Origin of the sequence: Rhizobium leguminosarum (genome assembly GCF_002953715.1) — a bacterium.
Classification (GTDB): Bacteria; Pseudomonadota; Alphaproteobacteria; order Rhizobiales; family Rhizobiaceae; genus Rhizobium; species Rhizobium leguminosarum_V.
The window spans coordinates 147,738-165,384 of record NZ_CP025016.1 but is presented as its reverse complement, the minus strand read 5'-3'; the positions used below and the strand labels follow the sequence as shown (position 1 = coordinate 165,384).

14 protein-coding genes and 1 pseudogene are annotated in these 17,647 nt (G+C 60.8%); 5 read left to right on the top strand and 10 right to left on the bottom strand.

Annotation, left to right across the window (positions count from 1 at the left end; translation table 11 throughout):
• Positions 1–89: 89 nt before the first annotated feature.
• From CUJ84_RS35605 to CUJ84_RS35595, 3 genes and pseudogenes are all read right to left on the bottom strand, one after another.
• Positions 90–457 (bottom strand): annotated as a pseudogene (locus CUJ84_RS35605) (VOC family protein).
• A gap of 60 nt (positions 458–517) precedes the next feature.
• On the bottom strand, positions 518–1,615 hold the full coding sequence (locus tag CUJ84_RS35600; RefSeq protein WP_105010132.1) for a Gfo/Idh/MocA family protein: 1,098 nt from the start codon (positions 1,613–1,615) through the stop codon (positions 518–520).
• Positions 1,616–1,625: 10 nt separating this feature from the next.
• Positions 1,626–2,636, bottom strand: coding sequence for a Gfo/Idh/MocA family protein (locus tag CUJ84_RS35595; protein ID WP_003549180.1), 1,011 nt, complete (start codon positions 2,634–2,636; stop codon positions 1,626–1,628).
• A gap of 366 nt (positions 2,637–3,002) precedes the next feature.
• On the opposite strand from CUJ84_RS35595, the gene CUJ84_RS35590 reads away from it, so the two are divergent.
• Positions 3,003–4,163 carry a fumarylacetoacetate hydrolase family protein gene (locus CUJ84_RS35590; protein ID WP_105010131.1) on the top strand — a complete coding sequence of 387 codons (1,161 nt, stop codon included), beginning with the start codon at positions 3,003–3,005 and terminating at the stop codon, positions 4,161–4,163.
• A gap of 62 nt (positions 4,164–4,225) precedes the next feature.
• Here the strand turns inward: CUJ84_RS35590 and scpA are convergent, their stop codons facing one another.
• Positions 4,226–6,364, bottom strand: coding sequence for a methylmalonyl-CoA mutase (gene scpA, locus CUJ84_RS35585; RefSeq protein ID WP_105010130.1), 2,139 nt, complete (start codon positions 6,362–6,364; stop codon positions 4,226–4,228).
• A gap of 233 nt (positions 6,365–6,597) precedes the next feature.
• Between scpA and CUJ84_RS35580 the strand changes: the two genes are divergently transcribed.
• Positions 6,598–7,956, top strand: a complete 1,359-nt coding sequence (locus CUJ84_RS35580) for an LLM class flavin-dependent oxidoreductase (RefSeq protein WP_105010292.1) — start codon at positions 6,598–6,600, stop codon at positions 7,954–7,956.
• Between the two features lies 1 nt (position 7,957).
• On the opposite strand, the gene CUJ84_RS35575 is transcribed toward CUJ84_RS35580, so the two are convergent.
• From CUJ84_RS35575 to CUJ84_RS35555, 5 genes are all read right to left on the bottom strand, one after another.
• Positions 7,958–8,611, bottom strand: a complete 654-nt coding sequence (locus CUJ84_RS35575; RefSeq protein WP_105010129.1) for a methionine ABC transporter permease — start codon at positions 8,609–8,611, stop codon at positions 7,958–7,960.
• A complete protein-coding gene (locus CUJ84_RS35570) occupies positions 8,592–9,677 on the bottom strand; it encodes a methionine ABC transporter ATP-binding protein (RefSeq protein WP_105010128.1) in 1,086 nt (361 codons plus the stop codon). The genes CUJ84_RS35575 and CUJ84_RS35570 overlap by 20 nt, the downstream gene beginning before the upstream one ends.
• Before the next feature lie 89 nt (positions 9,678–9,766).
• Positions 9,767–10,606 carry a MetQ/NlpA family lipoprotein gene (locus CUJ84_RS35565; RefSeq protein ID WP_105010127.1) on the bottom strand — a complete coding sequence of 280 codons (840 nt, stop codon included), beginning with the start codon at positions 10,604–10,606 and terminating at the stop codon, positions 9,767–9,769.
• A gap of 244 nt (positions 10,607–10,850) precedes the next feature.
• The gene (gene msuE / locus CUJ84_RS35560; RefSeq protein WP_105010126.1) at positions 10,851–11,411 is read right to left on the bottom strand and encodes an FMN reductase; all 561 of its coding nucleotides are present in this window, start codon (positions 11,409–11,411) and stop codon (positions 10,851–10,853) included.
• A gap of 220 nt (positions 11,412–11,631) precedes the next feature.
• On the bottom strand, positions 11,632–12,834 hold the full coding sequence (locus CUJ84_RS35555; RefSeq protein ID WP_105010125.1) for an MFS transporter: 1,203 nt from the start codon (positions 12,832–12,834) through the stop codon (positions 11,632–11,634).
• A 357-nt stretch (positions 12,835–13,191) separates the two neighbouring features.
• Here CUJ84_RS35555 and CUJ84_RS35550 point away from each other — a divergent pair, with 357 nt between their 5' ends.
• The 3 genes from CUJ84_RS35550 (at position 13,192) to CUJ84_RS35540 (ending at position 15,992) form a co-directional block, all read left to right on the top strand.
• Positions 13,192–13,650 (top strand): helix-turn-helix domain-containing protein, encoded by a 459-nt coding sequence (locus CUJ84_RS35550; RefSeq protein WP_105010124.1) that lies wholly within the window; start codon positions 13,192–13,194, stop codon positions 13,648–13,650.
• A gap of 27 nt (positions 13,651–13,677) precedes the next feature.
• Entirely contained in the window at positions 13,678–15,627 is a 1,950-nt protein-coding gene (locus CUJ84_RS35545) for an SARP family transcriptional regulator (RefSeq protein WP_105010123.1), read from the top strand.
• Positions 15,628–15,752: 125 nt separating this feature from the next.
• Positions 15,753–15,992 carry a hypothetical protein gene (locus tag CUJ84_RS35540; protein ID WP_105010122.1) on the top strand — a complete coding sequence of 80 codons (240 nt, stop codon included), beginning with the start codon at positions 15,753–15,755 and terminating at the stop codon, positions 15,990–15,992.
• A 199-nt stretch (positions 15,993–16,191) separates the two neighbouring features.
• On the opposite strand, the gene CUJ84_RS35535 is transcribed toward CUJ84_RS35540, so the two are convergent.
• The gene (locus CUJ84_RS35535) at positions 16,192–17,619 is read right to left on the bottom strand and encodes an arabinose isomerase (protein WP_105010121.1); all 1,428 of its coding nucleotides are present in this window, start codon (positions 17,617–17,619) and stop codon (positions 16,192–16,194) included.
• Between the last annotated feature and the right edge of the window lie 28 nt (positions 17,620–17,647).

Below are 17,647 nucleotides of genomic sequence, written 5' to 3'. Positions count from 1 at the left end.
TTGCATGGCGGCAAAGCTCGTCCCGCGCCTGATCGATCTGCTGCGGGACGGTCTGACCGCCCGCAGCGAAGCGATCGGCAGCACCTGTGTCAGCCCTGGCGGTTCTGAGAGCGTTCGGCAAGTTCGACCATAATGCCGTCGGGGTCGCGAACGAAGGCGATCTTGTTCAGCATCTCGGAGTGGACGGCGAAGCGCGGCCGCTCCTTGATCTCGACGCCCGCCTTTTCGAGGCGGACGAAGGTCTCGTCGACGTTGTCGAAATGAAAGGTGAGGTGGCGGACGCCGGCCGTATCGTCAGGCACGTCGACCGCTCTCGACGCGCCGCCGGGCGGCGCAAAGACCTCCAACATGCCGCCGCTGCATCGAGGAACGCGACTTGCATGCCATTCGCCATCGTCTTGCGCAGCACGAGACTGAGGCCGAGCAGGCCACAGTAGAAATCGACGGTGCGGTCCATGTCGCCGACCGTCATGCCAACATGCTCGAAGGATTTCAGCATGCGAGAGCCCTTCCCGGTTCAGACGGTGGCCGCAGCACGCCATTCCCCTGCCGGAAGCCAGGAGCGATAGAGCGGATGATCGGCGGCGATCGGCATCCGCGTCGGCTGGCCGGTGCGCTGCGAGAAATAAGCGGCCGTTACCAGTTCCAGCGAATTGCGGGCATCCTGCAATGTCACCGGTGGGTCGGTGTCCTCGACGATCGCCTTGTGGAAGAGCTCGAACTGACGGGTGTAGCCATCCTCGCCAGGCACATAGCCAGCGAGCACTTCGTCGATCCGCGCCTGATGTTCCTCTGTCCCGGCGACGAACGTCCACGGATCACGGCCCATCGTATAGGGTTCGATGATGCTTTCCGCGACGAGGTCGTTGAAGCAGAAGCGCAGCCGCGAGATCTCCTTGCGCGAACCGAGCGTCATCGACAGCGTCGCCAGCGATCCGTTCTGCATCTTCACCGAAAGGGCTGCCGTATCCTCGACCTCGATCGGATTGACTAGCGTCGCCCCATAGGAAAACACCTCGGCGCAGGGGCCATGCACATAGTTCAGCATGTCATGAGCGTGGATGGCGTGGCCGAGAAGGCCGCCCCCCAGTTCGCTCGCCCACTTGCCGCGCCACGGCACGGCATAATAATCCGGCCCGCGCCACCAATGGGTTTCGATCGTGGTCAGGAACGGCTTGCCGGCCAGGCCGCGTTCGATCAGCAGCTTCAGCTTCTGCAGGCCGGAACCATAGCGATACTGAAAGATCGGCATCAGCTTCCTGCTGGGGAAGCGGGCAAGGATGCGCCCCATCTCGTCGACCTCGGCGATCGAGCCGAAGAGCGGCTTCTCGCAGATCACGTGCTTGCCTGACTCGATACCCTTGCGGCACAGTTCGAAATGCGAACTCGGCGGCGTCGAAATGTCGATGATGTCGAGATCTTCGCGGGCAAACAGCGAATCCGCATCCTGCGTGTATTCGGCAATGCCGAACTCCTCGCACAACGCTCTGCCGCGCTCCTCATCGAGCGAGCAGAGCACGGGAACTTCGAAAAGCTCCTTGTTCCAGCCGAAGCCGGCCAGATGCCGCGCAGCGATGCCTGCGCCGATGACGCCGACGCGCAATTTTCTGGTCATGATTTCCTCCTCAGCGAGCGCCGATGCGCGCGGCTTTCGCCTGGGCTTCGAGCGAAAGACGGCAGACTTCAAAAACGTGATCCTGGGTCATCGCCGTCTGCGTGCGGTTGCCAACGTCGGCGGTGAAAGCGTCGAAATAATCGAGTTTTTCACCGCTGCAATCGATATGGGTCATTTCCTTGCCGTTGACCAGGAAGAGGTGATCCTTGCCCGGCCGGCCGGCGATATCGATATATTTGCGCAGTTCGATGTAACCTTCGGTGCCGAGGATGGTCAGGCGCCCATCACCCCAGGTCGGCAGCGCCTCCGGCGTGAACCAGTCGACACGGACATAGCCCGCCGCCTTGTCGGAGCGCAGAAGCACCTCGCCGAAATCCTCGAAGGCGGGCTTGTCGGGCATGCCGAAATTGCCGATCGAGCTTGCGATGACCTCGCCTGTGGTCGAGCCGGTATAGAACAGGAACTGGTCGACCTGGTGCGAAGCGATATCGACGATGATGCCGCCGAAGGCTTCGGGATCGAAGAACCAGTCCGGCCGGGTCGGCAGTTGCAGCCGGTGTGGACCGACACCGAGCGTCTGGATCACCTTGCCGATCGCGCCTTCGGCGACGAGCTTGCCGGCCTTGACGGCGGAGCGGACGCAGTGGCGCTCGGAAAAGCAGATCGAGAAGATCTTGCCGGTCTCGGCAACGGTACGCCTGACGTCCTCGAGTTGGGCGAAGGTGGTCACGCCCGGCTTGTCGGTCATCACGTCCTTGCCCGACCTCATTGCGCGGATGGCAAGCCCGGCACGATCACGCGGAATCGCGGAAATGCAGATGACATCGATCGACGGATCGTCGAACAGCTTTTGCCTGTCGATCTGCGGCGCGTCAGGATAGGTCTTCTCGAAGGCCTCGCGCAACGCCGGCACCGAGGTCTGCGGGCAATAGCCGACGAACTCGCCGCCTGCGGCCAGCAATCCCTTCACGTGATCGAACGTGTGCCCATGGTCGATTCCGACGACGGCAAATCTCAACATCGCTGCAATATCCTCCTGGGATTTTCGTGTGGCCGGCTGATGCCAGCCTCCTCCATGTTGGGCAAAACAGATAACGAAAGCCGGCTCCTGTCAAGGCGATATGGAGGGCAAAATCGTCACAGCCTGCATTTAAATATTTGAAATTTAACAGTTATTTTGTATCTAAATAGTTATTTTGTGAGCTTTTGCAATTGGGTTCCCGAGGAAGCCCGCCGCTTGAGCCGATCAGGCAAAGCTCTTTTTCCCCAGCGCATCTTGCCCCGCCTTCATGAATGTGATCGATTTTGGTCGTCGCCGGGTCGGAGGGCGGCAACACCCCGCAATTTTTAAAAGAGCTCTTCTCGCTCCCCTTGATGAAAGATCACCATGTCTCAAGCTCTTCTCGATGTCGCCGCTTCGGGTGGTCTTTTTGTCGGTCGCATCTGGAATCCCGAAGTGGAGGGACCGAGCATTGTGACGTTACGCGAGGGCATGCTGGTCGACATCACGTCGCGCGAGGCGCCGACGCTGAGCACCCTGCTCGAGCGGCAGGATGCCGCGGCCTTCGTCCGTGCAGCAAGTGGCAAGGCGGTTGGCTCGCTGGCGGACATCGCCGCCAACAGTACCGGAGCTCCGGATCAAACGCGCCCTTATCTCCTTGCGCCCGTCGATCTGCAGGCAGTCAAGGCCTGCGGCGTTACCTTTGCGCAGTCGATGATCGAGCGCGTTATCGAGGAGAAGGCGGCCGGCAATCCGGAACGCGCCGCCTCGATCCGCGAGCGTGTCAGCACGCTAATCGGCGGCAGCCTCACCAATCTCAAGGCCGGTTCGCCGGAGGCTGCCAAGGTCAAGCAGGCGCTGATCGACGAGGGCATGTGGTCGCAATATCTCGAGGTCGGCATCGGGCCGGATGCCGAAGTCTTCACCAAGTCGCCGGTGCTCTCCTCGGTTGGCTGGGGTGCGGATGTCGGCCTGCATCCGATCTCGACCTGGAACAACCCCGAGCCGGAAATCGTGCTCGCGGTCAACAGCCGCGGCGAGATCAAGGGGGCTGCACTCGGCAACGACGTCAACCTGCGTGACGTCGAAGGCCGCTCGGCGCTGCTGCTCGGCAAGGCCAAGGACAACAACGCCTCCTGCTCGATCGGTCCTTTCATCCGCCTGTTCGATGCCGGTTACAGCCTGGATGACGTCCGCAAGGCCGAACTCGACCTGAAAGTCACCGGTCACGACGGTTTCGTGCTGCACGGCAAGAGTTCGATGTCAAAGATCAGCCGCGACCCGACCGATCTCGTCAAACAGACGGTCGGCGCCCATCATCAATATCCCGATGGTTTCATGCTCTTCCTCGGCACGCTGTTTGCGCCGACGCAGGACCGCGACGCGCCAAAGCAAGGCTTCACCCACAAGATCGGCGATGTCGTCGAGATTTCCTCGGCAGGCCTCGGCGCGCTCGTCAACACCGTGCGCCTTTCCACCGAATGCCCGCCCTGGACATTCGGCATTTCGGCGCTGATGCGCAACCTCGCAAAGCGCGGGTTGCTCTAACCTTTTGTTTGACGTGATTCCGGGCGGAAAACCGCGTCGCACTTTCCCTGGAAATGCTTCAGCTACTGGTTCCTCCGCCTGCCCTGAAGCAGATCGAGGACGGAGTTTGCCGCCTCGAGAACATTTGTCCCAGGACCGAATACGGCTGCAACGCCGTGTTCGTGCAGGAATTCATAGTCCTGACGCGGGATGACACCGCCGCAGACGACGATGATATCGCCACCGCCCTGTTCCCTCAGCCTGTCGATCAGCTGTGGTAGCAGCGTCCTGTGACCGGCCGCCAATGACGAGACGCCGACGACATTGACCTTTTCGCTGAGCGCGACGCCGGCGGCTTCTTCCGGTGTCTGGAAAAGGGGACCGGCGAGCACATCGAAGCCGATATCGCCGAAGGCCGAGGCGATCACCTTGGCGCCTCGGTCGTGTCCGTCCTGACCGAGCTTGGCGACCATGATCTTCGGCCGGTGCCCCATGGCTTCCGTCACCTCAGCCATGCGGGTCTTGAGCACGGCGAGTTCCGGCTCGTTTTCATACGCCTCGCCGTAGACGCCCTTGATGACCTCAGGGGTCGCGGCATGATCGCCGAAGGCAGCGCGCATGGCATCCGATATTTCGCCGACCGTGGCGCGGGCCCGGGCCGCCGCAATCGCGGCTTCCAGCAGGTTGCCCTTGCCGCTCTGTGCGATCTCTGCCAGGGCCGCCAGGGTCTCGCGCACGGCTCCGCCATCGCGGCGCCGCTTCGTTTCTTCGATACGTCTGATCTGCGCTTTGCGCACCGCGCTGTTGTCGATCTCCAGAATGTCGATCGGCTGCTCGTTGTCGAGCCGGTAGCGGTTGACGCCGACGATGACCTCTTCGCCCTTGTCGACGGCCGCCTGGCGGCGTGCGGCCGCTTCCTCGATCAGCCGTTTCGGCAGGCCGTCTGCCACCGCCTTGGTCATGCCACCCAGTGCCTCGACTTCCTCCATCAACGCCCAGGCCTTGTCTGCCAGTTCGGCCGTCAGGCTTTCGACATAGTAGGAGCCGGCGAGCGGATCGACGACCTTGGTGACGCCGGTCTCGTGCTGCAGGATGAGCTGGGTGTTGCGGGCGATACGAGAGGAGAACTCGGTCGGCAGCGCAATCGCTTCGTCGAAGGAATTGGTGTGCAGCGACTGCGTGCCGCCGAGCACGGCCGACATCGCCTCGAAGGCGGTGCGGATGATGTTGTTGTAAGGGTCCTGCTCCTGCAAGGACACGCCGGAGGTCTGGCAATGGGTGCGCAGCATCAGCGAGGACTGTTTCTTCGGATGAAACCCTTCCATGATCCGCGTCCAGAGCAGGCGGGCGGCGCGCAGCTTGGCGGCTTCCATAAAGAAGTTCATGCCGATGGCGAAGAAGAAGGACAGGCGGCCGGCGAACTCGTCGACGCTCAGGCCTTTGGCGATGGCGGCGCGGACATATTCGCGGCCGTCGGCCAGCGTGAAGGCCAGTTCCTGCACCAGCGTCGCGCCGGCTTCCTGCATGTGGTAGCCGGAGATCGAGATGGAGTTGAACTTCGGCATCTCGCGGGCGGTATAGTCGATGATATCGGCAACGATCCGCATCGAGGGTTCGGGCGGATAGATATAGGTGTTGCGGACCATGAACTCCTTGAGGATGTCGTTCTGAATGGTCCCCGAGAGCTCGGCCCGTGGAACGCCCTGTTCCTCGCCGGCCACGATGAAAGAGGCAAGGATCGGGATGACGGCACCGTTCATGGTCATCGACACCGACATTTCGCCGAGCGGAATGCCGTCGAACAGGATCTTCATGTCCTCGACACTGTCGATTGCCACACCCGCCTTGCCGACATCACCCTCGACGCGCGGATGGTCGCTGTCATACCCGCGGTGGGTGGCAAGATCGAAGGCGACCGACAGGCCCTTCTGGCCGGCCGCCAGATTGCGGCGATAAAAGGCATTCGATTCCTCTGCCGTCGAGAAGCCGGCATATTGGCGGATCGTCCAGGGCCGGCCGGCATACATCGTCGCCCGCGGGCCGCGGGTGAAAGGCGAGAAGCCGGGAAGCGAACCAAGATGCCCGGCGCCGTCAAGATCCTCGGCCGTATAGAGCGGCTTGACGGCAATGCCTTCCGGCGTCTGCCAGGTCAGCGTTTCGGGCGAGCTGCGCAGTTCCTTTTGCGCAAGCTCCGCCCAATCCGACAGCGTCTTCTTCGTCATGCGGTTCCTCCGGCCTTTTTCATTCCCACCCTACCATTTCACCGGCTCCTCGTGCGATAGAGCCCGAACAGGATGATTTTAGGCCGAGCCGGCCCAAAATCTGAATCCTGTTCTATATTATATAGTTAGAGCATGATGTCGTCCGAAAACCGCTCACACTTTTCGGCATCATGCTCTAGGATAATTAATGCGGCAAATCCTTGATTTCTATTGCCGGCTTTGGGACCCGCCTCATGAAGACCATGCAGATCTATGCCTTTGACATGAACTGCGTCGGGCATATCAACCACGGCCTGTGGACGCATCCGCGCGACCGCTCAGCGCATTATACCGATCTCGACTACTGGACAGAGTTTGCCAAGACCGCCGAACGCGGCAAGCTGGACGGTATCTTCCTGGCCGATATCGTCGGTGTCTATGATGTCTACAAGGGTAGCCCGGCGCCGGTGATCGGGACGGGCGCGCAGATCCCGGTCAATGATCCGATGATCCCGATTTCGGCGATGGCCTATGTCACGAAACATCTGGGTTTCGGCGTCACCGTCAACACCACCTATGAGCCACCCTTCCTGCTGGCGCGGCGCATGTCGACGCTCGATCATCTGACCAAGGGACGGATCGGCTGGAACATCGTCACCGGTTATCTCGACAGTGCCGCCCGCAGCATGGGTTTCGACAAGCTGCCGGAACATGATGCGCGCTACGATGCGGCCGAGGAATATCTCGAAATACTCTACAAGCTCTGGGAAGGCAGCTGGGACGACGATGCGGTGCTACGCGACAAGGCGGGCGGCACCTATGCCGATCCCTCCAAAGTGCGCACTGTCCGTCACGAAGGCAAATATTACCGGATGGAGGGCATCCATCTCTCAGAACCCTCGCCGCAGCGCACGCCCCTGCTCTTTCAGGCCGGCGCCTCGGCCCGCGGCCAGGACTTCGCCGCCCGCCACGCCGAATGCGTCTTCATTGCCGGGCCAAATCCCAAGGCGGCGAGGCCGACCGTCGATGCGCTGCGGGCGAAGGCGGAGGAATTCGGCCGCGGCGCCGACGCATTGAAGATCCTGAGCCTGATCACTGTTGTCGTCGGGCGGACGGAGAAGGAAGCCCAGGACAAGCTGGAGGAGTACCGCCGCCATGCGAGCGTCGAGGCCTCGCTTGCGCATTACTCCGCTTCGATAGGCATCGATTTTTCGAAGTATGAATTGGACGACGTCATCGACCAGAGCTCGACCAACGCCAATCAATCCGCACTTGCGGCCATCACGAAACAGGCAGCGAAGCCGGTGACGCTGCGTGACATCATCGACCAGATGGTACTCGGCAGCCGGATGAAGCCGATGGTGGGCTCGCCCGAGCAGATCGCCGATCATCTCACGACGTGGATCGGAGAGGGCGGCATCGACGGCTTCAACCTGGCGCGGACCGTGGCGCCGGAAAGCCTGCGCGATTTCGTCGACCTGGTGGTGCCGGTGCTGCAGGAGCGCGGCGTCTTCAAGGCGGACTATTCTGCAGGGCCGCTGCGGCAGAAGCTTTTCGGCGGCGGGAACGGCAGGTTGCCCGCCGCTCATCCCGCAGCCCAGTTCCGGCGCTGATTTATCGGTGGTCCAGACCGGCAACCAGCCGGTCGCCAAGCCACTGGATGCCGCAGACGAGCACGATGAGGACGGCCACCACCGCGATCATCACACTGGTTTCGAAACGCTGATAGCCGTAGCGGATGGCGAGATCGCCGAGGCCGCCGGCGCCGATCGCGCCCGCCATGGCCGAGGCGCCGATCAGCGTCACCAGCGTGACGGTGAAACCGGCGACGATGCCTGGCAACGCTTCAGGCACCAGCACCTCGCGGATGATGGTCCAGCGATTGCCGCCCATGGCGCGCACGGCATCGATCAGCCCGCGGTCGACCTCGCGCAGCGATACTTCGGCGATGCGGGCGTAATAGGGCGTCGCGGCGATGGCGAGCGGCACGATGGCCGCCCAGGTGCCGAGCGCTGTGCCGACGATCAGCCGCGTCAGCGGAATCAGCGCCACCAGCAGGATGATGAAGGGCACCGAGCGGAAACCGTTGATGACTGCGCCGAGCACGCGGTTGATCCAGAGGTTTTCGGCGATACCGCCGCGCGCCGTCGCGACCAGTGCAAGGCCGAGCGGCAGGCCGGCAACGAGCGAAATCACTCCCGAGGCGACGGTCATCAGGATCGTCTCCCAAAGGGAGCGAAAAAGCAGTTCAAGCATGATCGGTGTCATAACCAAGCACCTCCACCCGGGCGGACCGGGCCATCAGAAATTGTTCGACCTTTCCGGCAAGCGCGGGGTCACGCGCGGGAACGGCGATGAAGAACCGCGCCACCGGCTGGTTCTGGATGTGGTCGATGCCGCCATGGACGAGGCGGAAGGAATGCGGCAGCGCCGCCGAGAGTTCGGCAAACAGCGCGCCCTGCGCCTGCGGGCCGGCGAGATCAACGCTGAGGATCGCTTCGCTGCCCGCCGTCGCCGACAGCCGGCCGGCGATATGCTCCGGAAGCTGCGGGCGGATGCCGCCAAGCAGGCTCCCGGTGATATCAGCCTGCGGGTTGGCGAAGATCGACCAGACCTGCCCTTCCTCGACGATCCGCCCGGCATCGATGACGGCGACGCGATCGGCAATGCCGCGGACCACTTCCATCTCATGGGTGATCAGCAGAATGGTCAGCCCGAGCTTACGGTTGATGTCCTTGAGCAGCGCCAGGATCGACCGGGTCGTTTCCGGATCGAGCGCCGATGTCGCCTCGTCGGACAACAGCAGTGCCGGGCGTGCCGCAAGCGCCCGGGCGATGCCGACGCGTTGTTTCTGGCCACCGGACAGCGATGAGGGATAGGCCTTCGCCTTGTCGGCAAGGCCGACGAGCTCGAGCAGCTCATGCGCCCGTTTCAGGCGCTCACTCTTTGTAAGACCCTCGATCTTCAGCGGCAGCGCGACGTTTTCCTCGACGGTTTTGGCAGAAAGCAGATTGAAATGCTGGAAGATCATGCCGATGCGGCGGCGCAGCGGCTGCAGCTCCTGTTCTGAAAGTCCGCTGATATCTCGGCCTTCGATGAGGATCTCGCCGCTATCGGCGCGTTCCAGGCCGTTCAGGCAGCGGATCAGCGTCGATTTGCCGGCGCCGCTGCGGCCGATGATGCCAAGGATCTCGCCTCTCTTCACCGTCAGCGAGATGCCGTCGAGTGCTGCAGTGGTTCCGAACCGCCGCTTCACGTCGGTAAGCCTCACCACCTCTTCGGTCGCCGTTTGCGGCTCTGCCGCGATCGCCGTGGTGGAAACAAAGGAATTCATATGTTTTTCCTTACAAATGCTGAAGGCGGCCCGGGCAAAGAACGCCCGGACCGCCTCTCGGCAGGCCTTAACCCCAGCCCTGCTCCGGATCAATAGGCGCTGAGACCCGTGCCCTTGTAGACCTTGTCGAACTCGGCCTTGACGGTCTCGTTCTGATAAGAAGACACAAGCGTCTTGACCCAGTCGGCATCCTTGTTCTTGTCCTTGACGGCGATGAAGTTGCGGTATGGATTGTCGGCGATCGGCTCCTGGGCAATGCGTTCGGCCGGCGAAAGACCGCTTTTCAACGCCCAATCGGTGTTGACAATGCCGGCATCCAGATCGTCGATCGAGCGGCCGACGATGCCGGCGTCGAGTTCCTTGATCTCGATCTTCTTCGAATTGTCGGTGACGTCGGCGACGGTCGCGAGAATACCGGTGTCGTCCTTCAGTTTGATCAGGCCTTCGTTCTGGAGAACGCGCAGCGCACGGCCTTCGTTCGAGGGATCGTTCGGCACGCCGATCACGGCACCTTCCGGGATCTCGGCGACGGACTTGTACTTCTTGGTGTAAAGGCCGATCGGCCAGACCCCGGTATAACCGACGCGAACGATGTGATAGCCGTGCTGCTTGATCTGGTTATCGAGATAGGGCTGGTGCTGGAAGGCGTTGGCGTCGAGTTCGCCGCGTTCCAGCGCTTCATTCGGCTGCGTATAGTCGTTGAAGGTGATGGTCTCGATCTTGAGGCCCTTCTTGGCCGCCTCGCTCGCGACCACGCGCCAGATGTCCTCCTCCTCGCCGGCCATGATGCCGACCTTGATCGACTTGTCCTCGGCAAAGGAAGGAGCGGGTGCTGCAAAGGCAAAGAGTACGGCAGCGGAAACGGCCACGGCGGCAAGGGCCGCCCGGCGCGAAAGATGGAGGCCGTGAAGATTTTTGTTCTTGGTCATTTTATATCCCGTCTGACTGAATGAGGCCAAGCGCCCCGAGCAGGCCGATCATGGCAAAAGCGCGTATCGGGCGCGAAGCACGAATGTCTGATGTGGAGGAAGGGCCGGAAAAACTCTTGCCCTGCCATTGCTATCGGCAGGATAAATTTCCATCAAATTTGTGGACTATGACGACTTGAAAAGGATAGCCTTAAAACGAAAACGGCGCCTCCATGGCGCCGTTTCAAGCCTATCCCGATATTCTTTACTCGGCGGCGATAAGCGCTTGATTCCGGCTGGGAAAGAAAGCCGCGAGCTCGCCGATCACCTCCCCGATCCGATTGGAAAGCGGGTCGGATGAGACACGGTAATCGGTGAAGTCACGGTCGGACGCGTAAACCGCGGTCGGCAGCGTGTGCGACATGAAAAAACCGAAGAGCGGGCGGAGCTGGTGCTCGACCATCAGCGCATGGCGGTCACCGCCGCCGGTCGCAGTGATGATGATCGGCTTGGCGCGCAGCTCATGCGGGTCGATCAGGTCGATCAGATGCTTGAAGAGGCCGGGATAGCTTCCCTTGTAAGTTGGCGCTCCGATGACCAGCACATCGGCATTGACGATGTCGTCGATGACTTCCCTGGCGCGACTGTCGAGATCGTCACGGCGCAGCGCCTGGCCAAGCGAGGGGCCGACATCGGTCAGATCGTAGATGGTGTTGTCGAAGCCGTATTTCTCACTGGCGAGAGCGGCAACGTTTTCGACAAGCGCAAAGGTCTTCGAGGGGCGGTTGAAGCTACCCGCAAGGCCGACCAATTTGTGAGCAGACATGCCATTTCCTTCCAATATCGTGCCGAGACCGACGTCATTATTCTCACGAATATTATCTATAAAAATAGTGGATTAAAGGAATGGTGATCCCTCTTCCCCATAGCAGGAGAAAAATACGTTCGGGCCTATGGGCGAAGGCGACGTGCGAAACTGCATGACGAACCGGGCCGGAGTGTCGGCGACATTCCGGCTCGATCAATTGTCCATAAGCGATGTCGCCTCAGACTGGTTTCTGCTTGGGGATACGCGGCAGGAAGACCGTGAGGAGACCGAGCAGCGGCAGGTAGGAGCAGATGCGGTAGACGAAATCGATTCCATGGGTGTCGGCGAAACTGCCGAGCAGGGCTGCACCAAGCCCCCCTGCCCCGAATGCGAAGCCGAAGAAGACCCCGGCAATCAGCCCGACGCGCCCGGGCACCAGTTCCTGCGCGAAGACGACGATTGCAGAGAAGGCCGAAGCGAAGATCAGGCCGATGACGACGCTGAGCACACCCGTCCAGAAGAGGTTGGCATAGGGAAGCAGGAGCGCGAAGGGAATGACCCCGAGGATCGAGAACCAGATGACAAAACGGGCACCGAAGCGGTCACCGATCGGCCCGCCGAGGAACGTGCCGACGGCGACGGAGCCGAGGAACAGGAAGAGCATCAGCTGTGCCTGCTGCACGCTGAGCTCGAACTTGTCGATGACATAGAAGGTGAAGTAGCTCGATACGCTGGCCATGTAGACATTCTTCGTTGCCGTCAGCAGCACGAGGATGAGCAGCGCCCAGACGACCCTGTTCTGCGGCAGCGGAAGGGTCCGGCTTACCGCCGGCTTGCTGGCATTCTGGCGCCTGTGGCTGATGTACCAGTTGCCGACCCAGCTCAGCACGACCATGCCGACCATGGCGATGGCGGCGAACCAGGAGACGCTGTGCTGACCGAGCGGCAGCACGATGAAGGCGGCAAGCAGCGGACCGATCGCCTGGCCGGCATTGCCACCGACCTGGAAGAAGGATTGCGCGAAACCGTGGCGGCCGCCAGAGGCAAGACGGGCAACGCGCGAAGATTCCGGGTGGAAGACCGCCGAGCCGAAGCCGACCAGGCTTGCGGCAACCAGCAGCAGTTCGAAGCTGCCGGCATTGCCGAGCAGAATGAGGCCGCAAAAGGTACTCGCCATGCCCACAGGCAGCGAATAGGGCATCGGCCAGCGGTCGGTGACGATGCCGACCAGCGGCTGCAGCAGCGAAGCCGTGACCTGGAACGTCATGGTAAGGAGGCCGATCTGCACAAAATCGAGATCGTAGTTCGCCTTGAACAGCGGATAGAGCGAGGCGAGCAGTGACTGCATGATGTCGTTCAGCATGTGGCAGAAGCTGACCGCCATGAGGATGGACATCGTTGTTTTTTCGAAACGGGGCGCGCTCTCGGCAACGGTTGCCATCAATGCTTCTCCTGCACAGGCACGGCCGGTGCCGTGCCACGTCGATTTTATTCGATGGATTTTCGGGCGATCGGGGCTGGGAAGACTCTCGTGCGGCGGTCGCTGAACTGCATTTAGCGTAAGCCGGGACGCAATTACAGCCCAGTTTTATCCGTATTGGTACGGCTTTTGTTCGATTTGCTCTCCGAACAAGTGATTTCTGCCTAGCTTAGCGTCTTTCCAGACGGGCATTCATATCACAGTCAGTCGCGATCATCGCATATCCAGTATGCTATGTGAAAACAACCATGGAAAAGCCATGCAGGGGATACTACAGCTGCACCGATTGAAAAAAGCGATCGAGGCTGAAAACACACGATGAATGTCAAGACAGCGAATGCAATAGACAGCTATGTCGGAGCGCGCATAAGAATGCGCCGGCAGTTGCTCGGGATGAGCCAGGAACGGCTTGCCGAGCAGATCGGCGTGACATTTCAGCAGGTTCAGAAATATGAGAAAGGCATCAACCGCATCGGCGCGAGCCGTCTGCAGCGGATCGCCGATGTGCTTCACACGTCGGTGAGTTTCTTCTTCGAACAGGAGAACTCCGAGCCGTTGACGCTGCAAGGGCCGGATCTGTCGGCGAATACTGATCCAGTTGCCGAATTCCTGCGAACGAAAGAGGGATTGGCGCTCAATCGCGCCTTTCTGAAGATTGCCGACCGCAATATCCGCGAAACCGTCATCGCGCTGGTGAAGGCGATGGCGCAGGCGGAAAGTCGCGGCGTAACATTGGGAGCCTCCGTAGCGGATATCACTCTTCCGCTCGGAGAATAGCCAGGGATATCGGCAGGCAGTATCCGCATGAAGCTCAGGCTCGAGTCATTTGGTGAGTTGCGGCTGATCGACCTGACCGGGCAACCCGTGGCGTTCCCGGAAAAGGGTCTGCTTACGATTTGCTATTTGCTGGATCGTTATCTGCAGGACGGGGCCGGGAGCGAATATCCGCGCTCGGCGTTGGCGCGGTTCCTATGGGACAGCCATGACAATCCTGACATCATGGCCAATCTGCGCAAGACCATATCGCGCATTCAGGCTCGTCAGACCAGGCTCGGCACGGAAATTCTGGTCTTCACGGCGACCGGTGTGCGGATCAAGCCGGATGCATTTGTTTGCGACCTCTTCGAACTCGCCAAGCCCGATGGCGAAGGCGCACTTGAAAAGTTGCGGCGGCTGGTTGCCGTCCTACGCCAGGATTTCCTGGCTGTGCTCGCCGACCAAAGCGTCAGTACGCGGCAATGGATCGCCGGCCAGCGCGACAGGCACATGGCGATCCTGGTGGATGCGCTGAAGACGGCGCTGCCCACGGCCCAGTCGCGAGAGGATGTAAGCCTGATCAAGGAGGCGGCGCTCAGGATTTTCCGCGATGCACCTGATGACGAGAATATTCGTCGTATCCTTCTCGAAGCCTACGAATCCGAGGGGCAGCTGGAGAATGCCCGTCGGCTTTTTGAGGCCAGCAGGCATGGCTTGGAAAGCGCACTCGATATCGGCCTTGACGTTCAGGCTCTGGGAGAGGTCCGCAAGGTCTTTGCCGGCAGTCAATCGCTTCCGAGCGTTATAGAGCCACTGAGCGACGGCGGCAGTCGGGTTGCTCGTCCCCTGCCCCGTCTCGTGCTGCTGCCACCTGGCGGGATGGATGCGACCGGTGCATTGCCGATGCTCTCCGGACCGCTGATCGAGGACGTGACGATCGGCCTTTGCGCGCTGAATACGGTGTCCGTCGTGGCGCCGCATACGGCCGCTCGGATCGCCCATAATGCCGACAAGGCCGAGCTGATCCTGCGTCACTCGATTTCTTATGTTCTCGATACGAGGCTGACCGATCATGCGGGCATCGCCACGCTCTTTGTTCAGCTGATCCATGCCGGCGGCGATGAGGTCATCTGGGCCGAGCGTTTCAGCCTCGAGAAATATGATTTGATAAGTCACCGGCGCGATATCGCACGGCGGATTGCCAAGGAGCTTGCCGGGCAGGTTAGACAGCATGAAACCATGCGCGATTCCTTCGAGGGCAATTCGGCCGCCTATCACAGCTACCTTCTTGGCCTGCGGGACGTAAAGCGGCTTTCCCTTCCCGATATTCGCCGCTCCCGGAAGGCGTTCCGAGAAGCGCTTCAACACAGCGCGCATTTTGCCCCTGCACTCAGCGGGTTGTCGCGTACCTTTCTCGTCGAATGGCTGCTGACGGCGCGCGGCGACAGCGAACTGCTCGGACTTGCGGAAGACTATGCGAACCGGGCGATCGTCGCCGATCCATCGCTGGCAGCCGGCTTTCGCGAACTCGGCGTCGCCAAGCTTTATCTCGGGGACATCGATGAAAGCGTTCTGGCGCTGAAGCTCGCGGAAGAACTGAGCCCGCATTATGCCGACGGCATTGCGAGTTATGCCGATACCCTCGTTCATGCGTCGCGCCCGGCCGATGCGCTGGCCAAGATCGAGCGGGCGATCTCGCTCAATCCGCTGAGCCCGACAGATTATCTATGGACGGCGGCCGGCGCCAATTTCGCACTCGGCCATTATGCCGAGGCGTTGGAACAGATCTCCGCAATGGACGATCGCACACCGGCCGACCGGCTTTCGGCTGCCTGCTGGGCTATGCTCGGCGATACGAAAAATGCGCGTCTCTATATGCGCAAGGTGCGCGAGATCTATCCGGACTTCGATGTCGACAAATGGCTTTCCGTCGTTCCCTTCAAGGAGAAATGGCAGAAGGAACAATATCGCGAGGCTTTGCGCCGGGCCGGTTTCTGAGATCTGGTTCTGACAGCCTGAAAAGTCCTGTCACGCCTGTGTCACGCGCGTCTTTCCTTGAAGAGGACTAAGCTGTCTCCGCTTTGTCGGCGTGCGCCGGCAAGGGAGGCCGGGGGAACACTCAGATGCACGAAACAGCCGAAGCAACAGTCACGCGGAAGAGTGAGGAAGAGCTCAAGGAGTTGGCATCGCTCGCCAGGCTCGTTGCCTATGCCCGAGAGAACGCCAGGGAGTTGAACGCTGAATTCTCCGCCTATTGCCTGGACCTTGCGCTGGGCGCCCTGCTGCAGGACCTGGATAGAAGCGGCGCATCGCTCTCCCAGGCAAACGGTCAGGACAGCTTTCTGCCCGGAACGCGGCACTGAACGACCGCTAACTGTCGGATGCTTTGCCATTATCGCTCGAAACGCATCTTATCATCGAGGGAAACAGCCGGAAGGAGCTGACGACCACGCACCGGACGATGAAACGCCCCGGAGACGAACACCTATCGATCATTGCAGCCAGCGCGCCATATTGAGCAACCGTTTCATGTTGCGAAAGGCCGTGTAACGTCTCATCTTGTTAGCAGACCTTTACGACGTCCAGATCCAGCAGTTTTCCAAGCTTCTCGATGCGCCCGGCAACATGTCCGACGCCAACTGCGCAATGGTGGGCTGGCCCTTGCGAGTTCCACGCTTCAACAAAGCGCCGGGCTCCGAGTGGAAATTGATAACGGCTGTTGGTGTTACCGATTTCGAGGATCGGGCCGGCGACGGAGGCGCCTTCGGCGCAGAGCAGCTTGATGTTGCCAGCGTCCTCGAGGATCGAAAGGAGCGTCACCGGCCCATGCTGAACCGACATCTCAACGCTGACGCCGGAGCCGACCTTGCCGTGAAAAACTTTAAGGGGCCGGATCTTGGTACGCCCCTGGGCAATTTTGGTATGCCCCGGCCCGTCATGCCCCATCAGTACGACGTCAGCGGCGAAATCCATGGCATAATACTCGGTGAATGAACCGCCCACACCGAAGCTGTCCATGATCTTCATCGCCTGGGCGTTCTTGATCTCGTATTCGCCGGCGACCGGCACGCCACTGGCCGTCAATATCGAACAGCCTACGATTACCGAGGTGATGATATCCTCATATTCGTGGCCGGGCTGGGACTCGTAGTAATAAGCAAGCGAGCCGAGCGATTTCTTGTCGACCAGCTTGCGAAGCGCGACGGCTGTCTTTGCCGCACGTGCCAGTTCCTTGGGGTCGCAATCCGGCTGGACATCGAATTCGGCTACGATCGTCGCCAAGCAGGTGGAGACGTCTTCCTCGCTCACATCACGCCGCAACTGCGCCAGTTCGTCGATTTCCAGCACCTCGATATGGGTACCGAAGGCCGCTGCCTGCGCGGTGAGATCTGAATAGATATCGAGCATGCCGTTGTAGTAGCGGCCCATGACGCCGAGCCGGTTATGCGCCATCACATGCGCGACGCGGGCGGCCTCGATCCAGTCGTTGATCTCGTTCTCGACCATCGGATCGCCGGTGAGAACGCCGGTCACCTGGTGAAAGCTTATGCCCGCCCGACGGAAGACATTGGCGATTTCGGGGACGGGGCAGGCAGAGCAATGCGCCAGCCAGTCGCCGGTCATCGCTGTCCGATCGCCGAGGGCGTTGAAAGTGGCATAGTCGATGGCTGCGGTCGGCTGCAGATTGAGGATGATCACCGGAACCTTGGCGCGACGGACCACTGGAAGAACCGTCGAAGACAACGCATAGGTGGTGATGTAGAGAAAGATGATATCGACATCGGCCTGGCGAAACTGGTGACCGGCCTCGATCGCCTTTTCGGGCGTGTCGATCAGCCCGAGGTTGACGACCTCGACGCCCGGGCGCGCAAGCTTTGCCTCGACGGTATCGACATAGCCGCGCAACCGCGCTTCCAGACCTTTGAATTGCGACCAATAGGCCTCCAGACCGATACCGAAAAGGCCGGCCTTTAAGGGGCGTTCAGACATTTCTGTTTCTCCGATGGAATGAGAATGG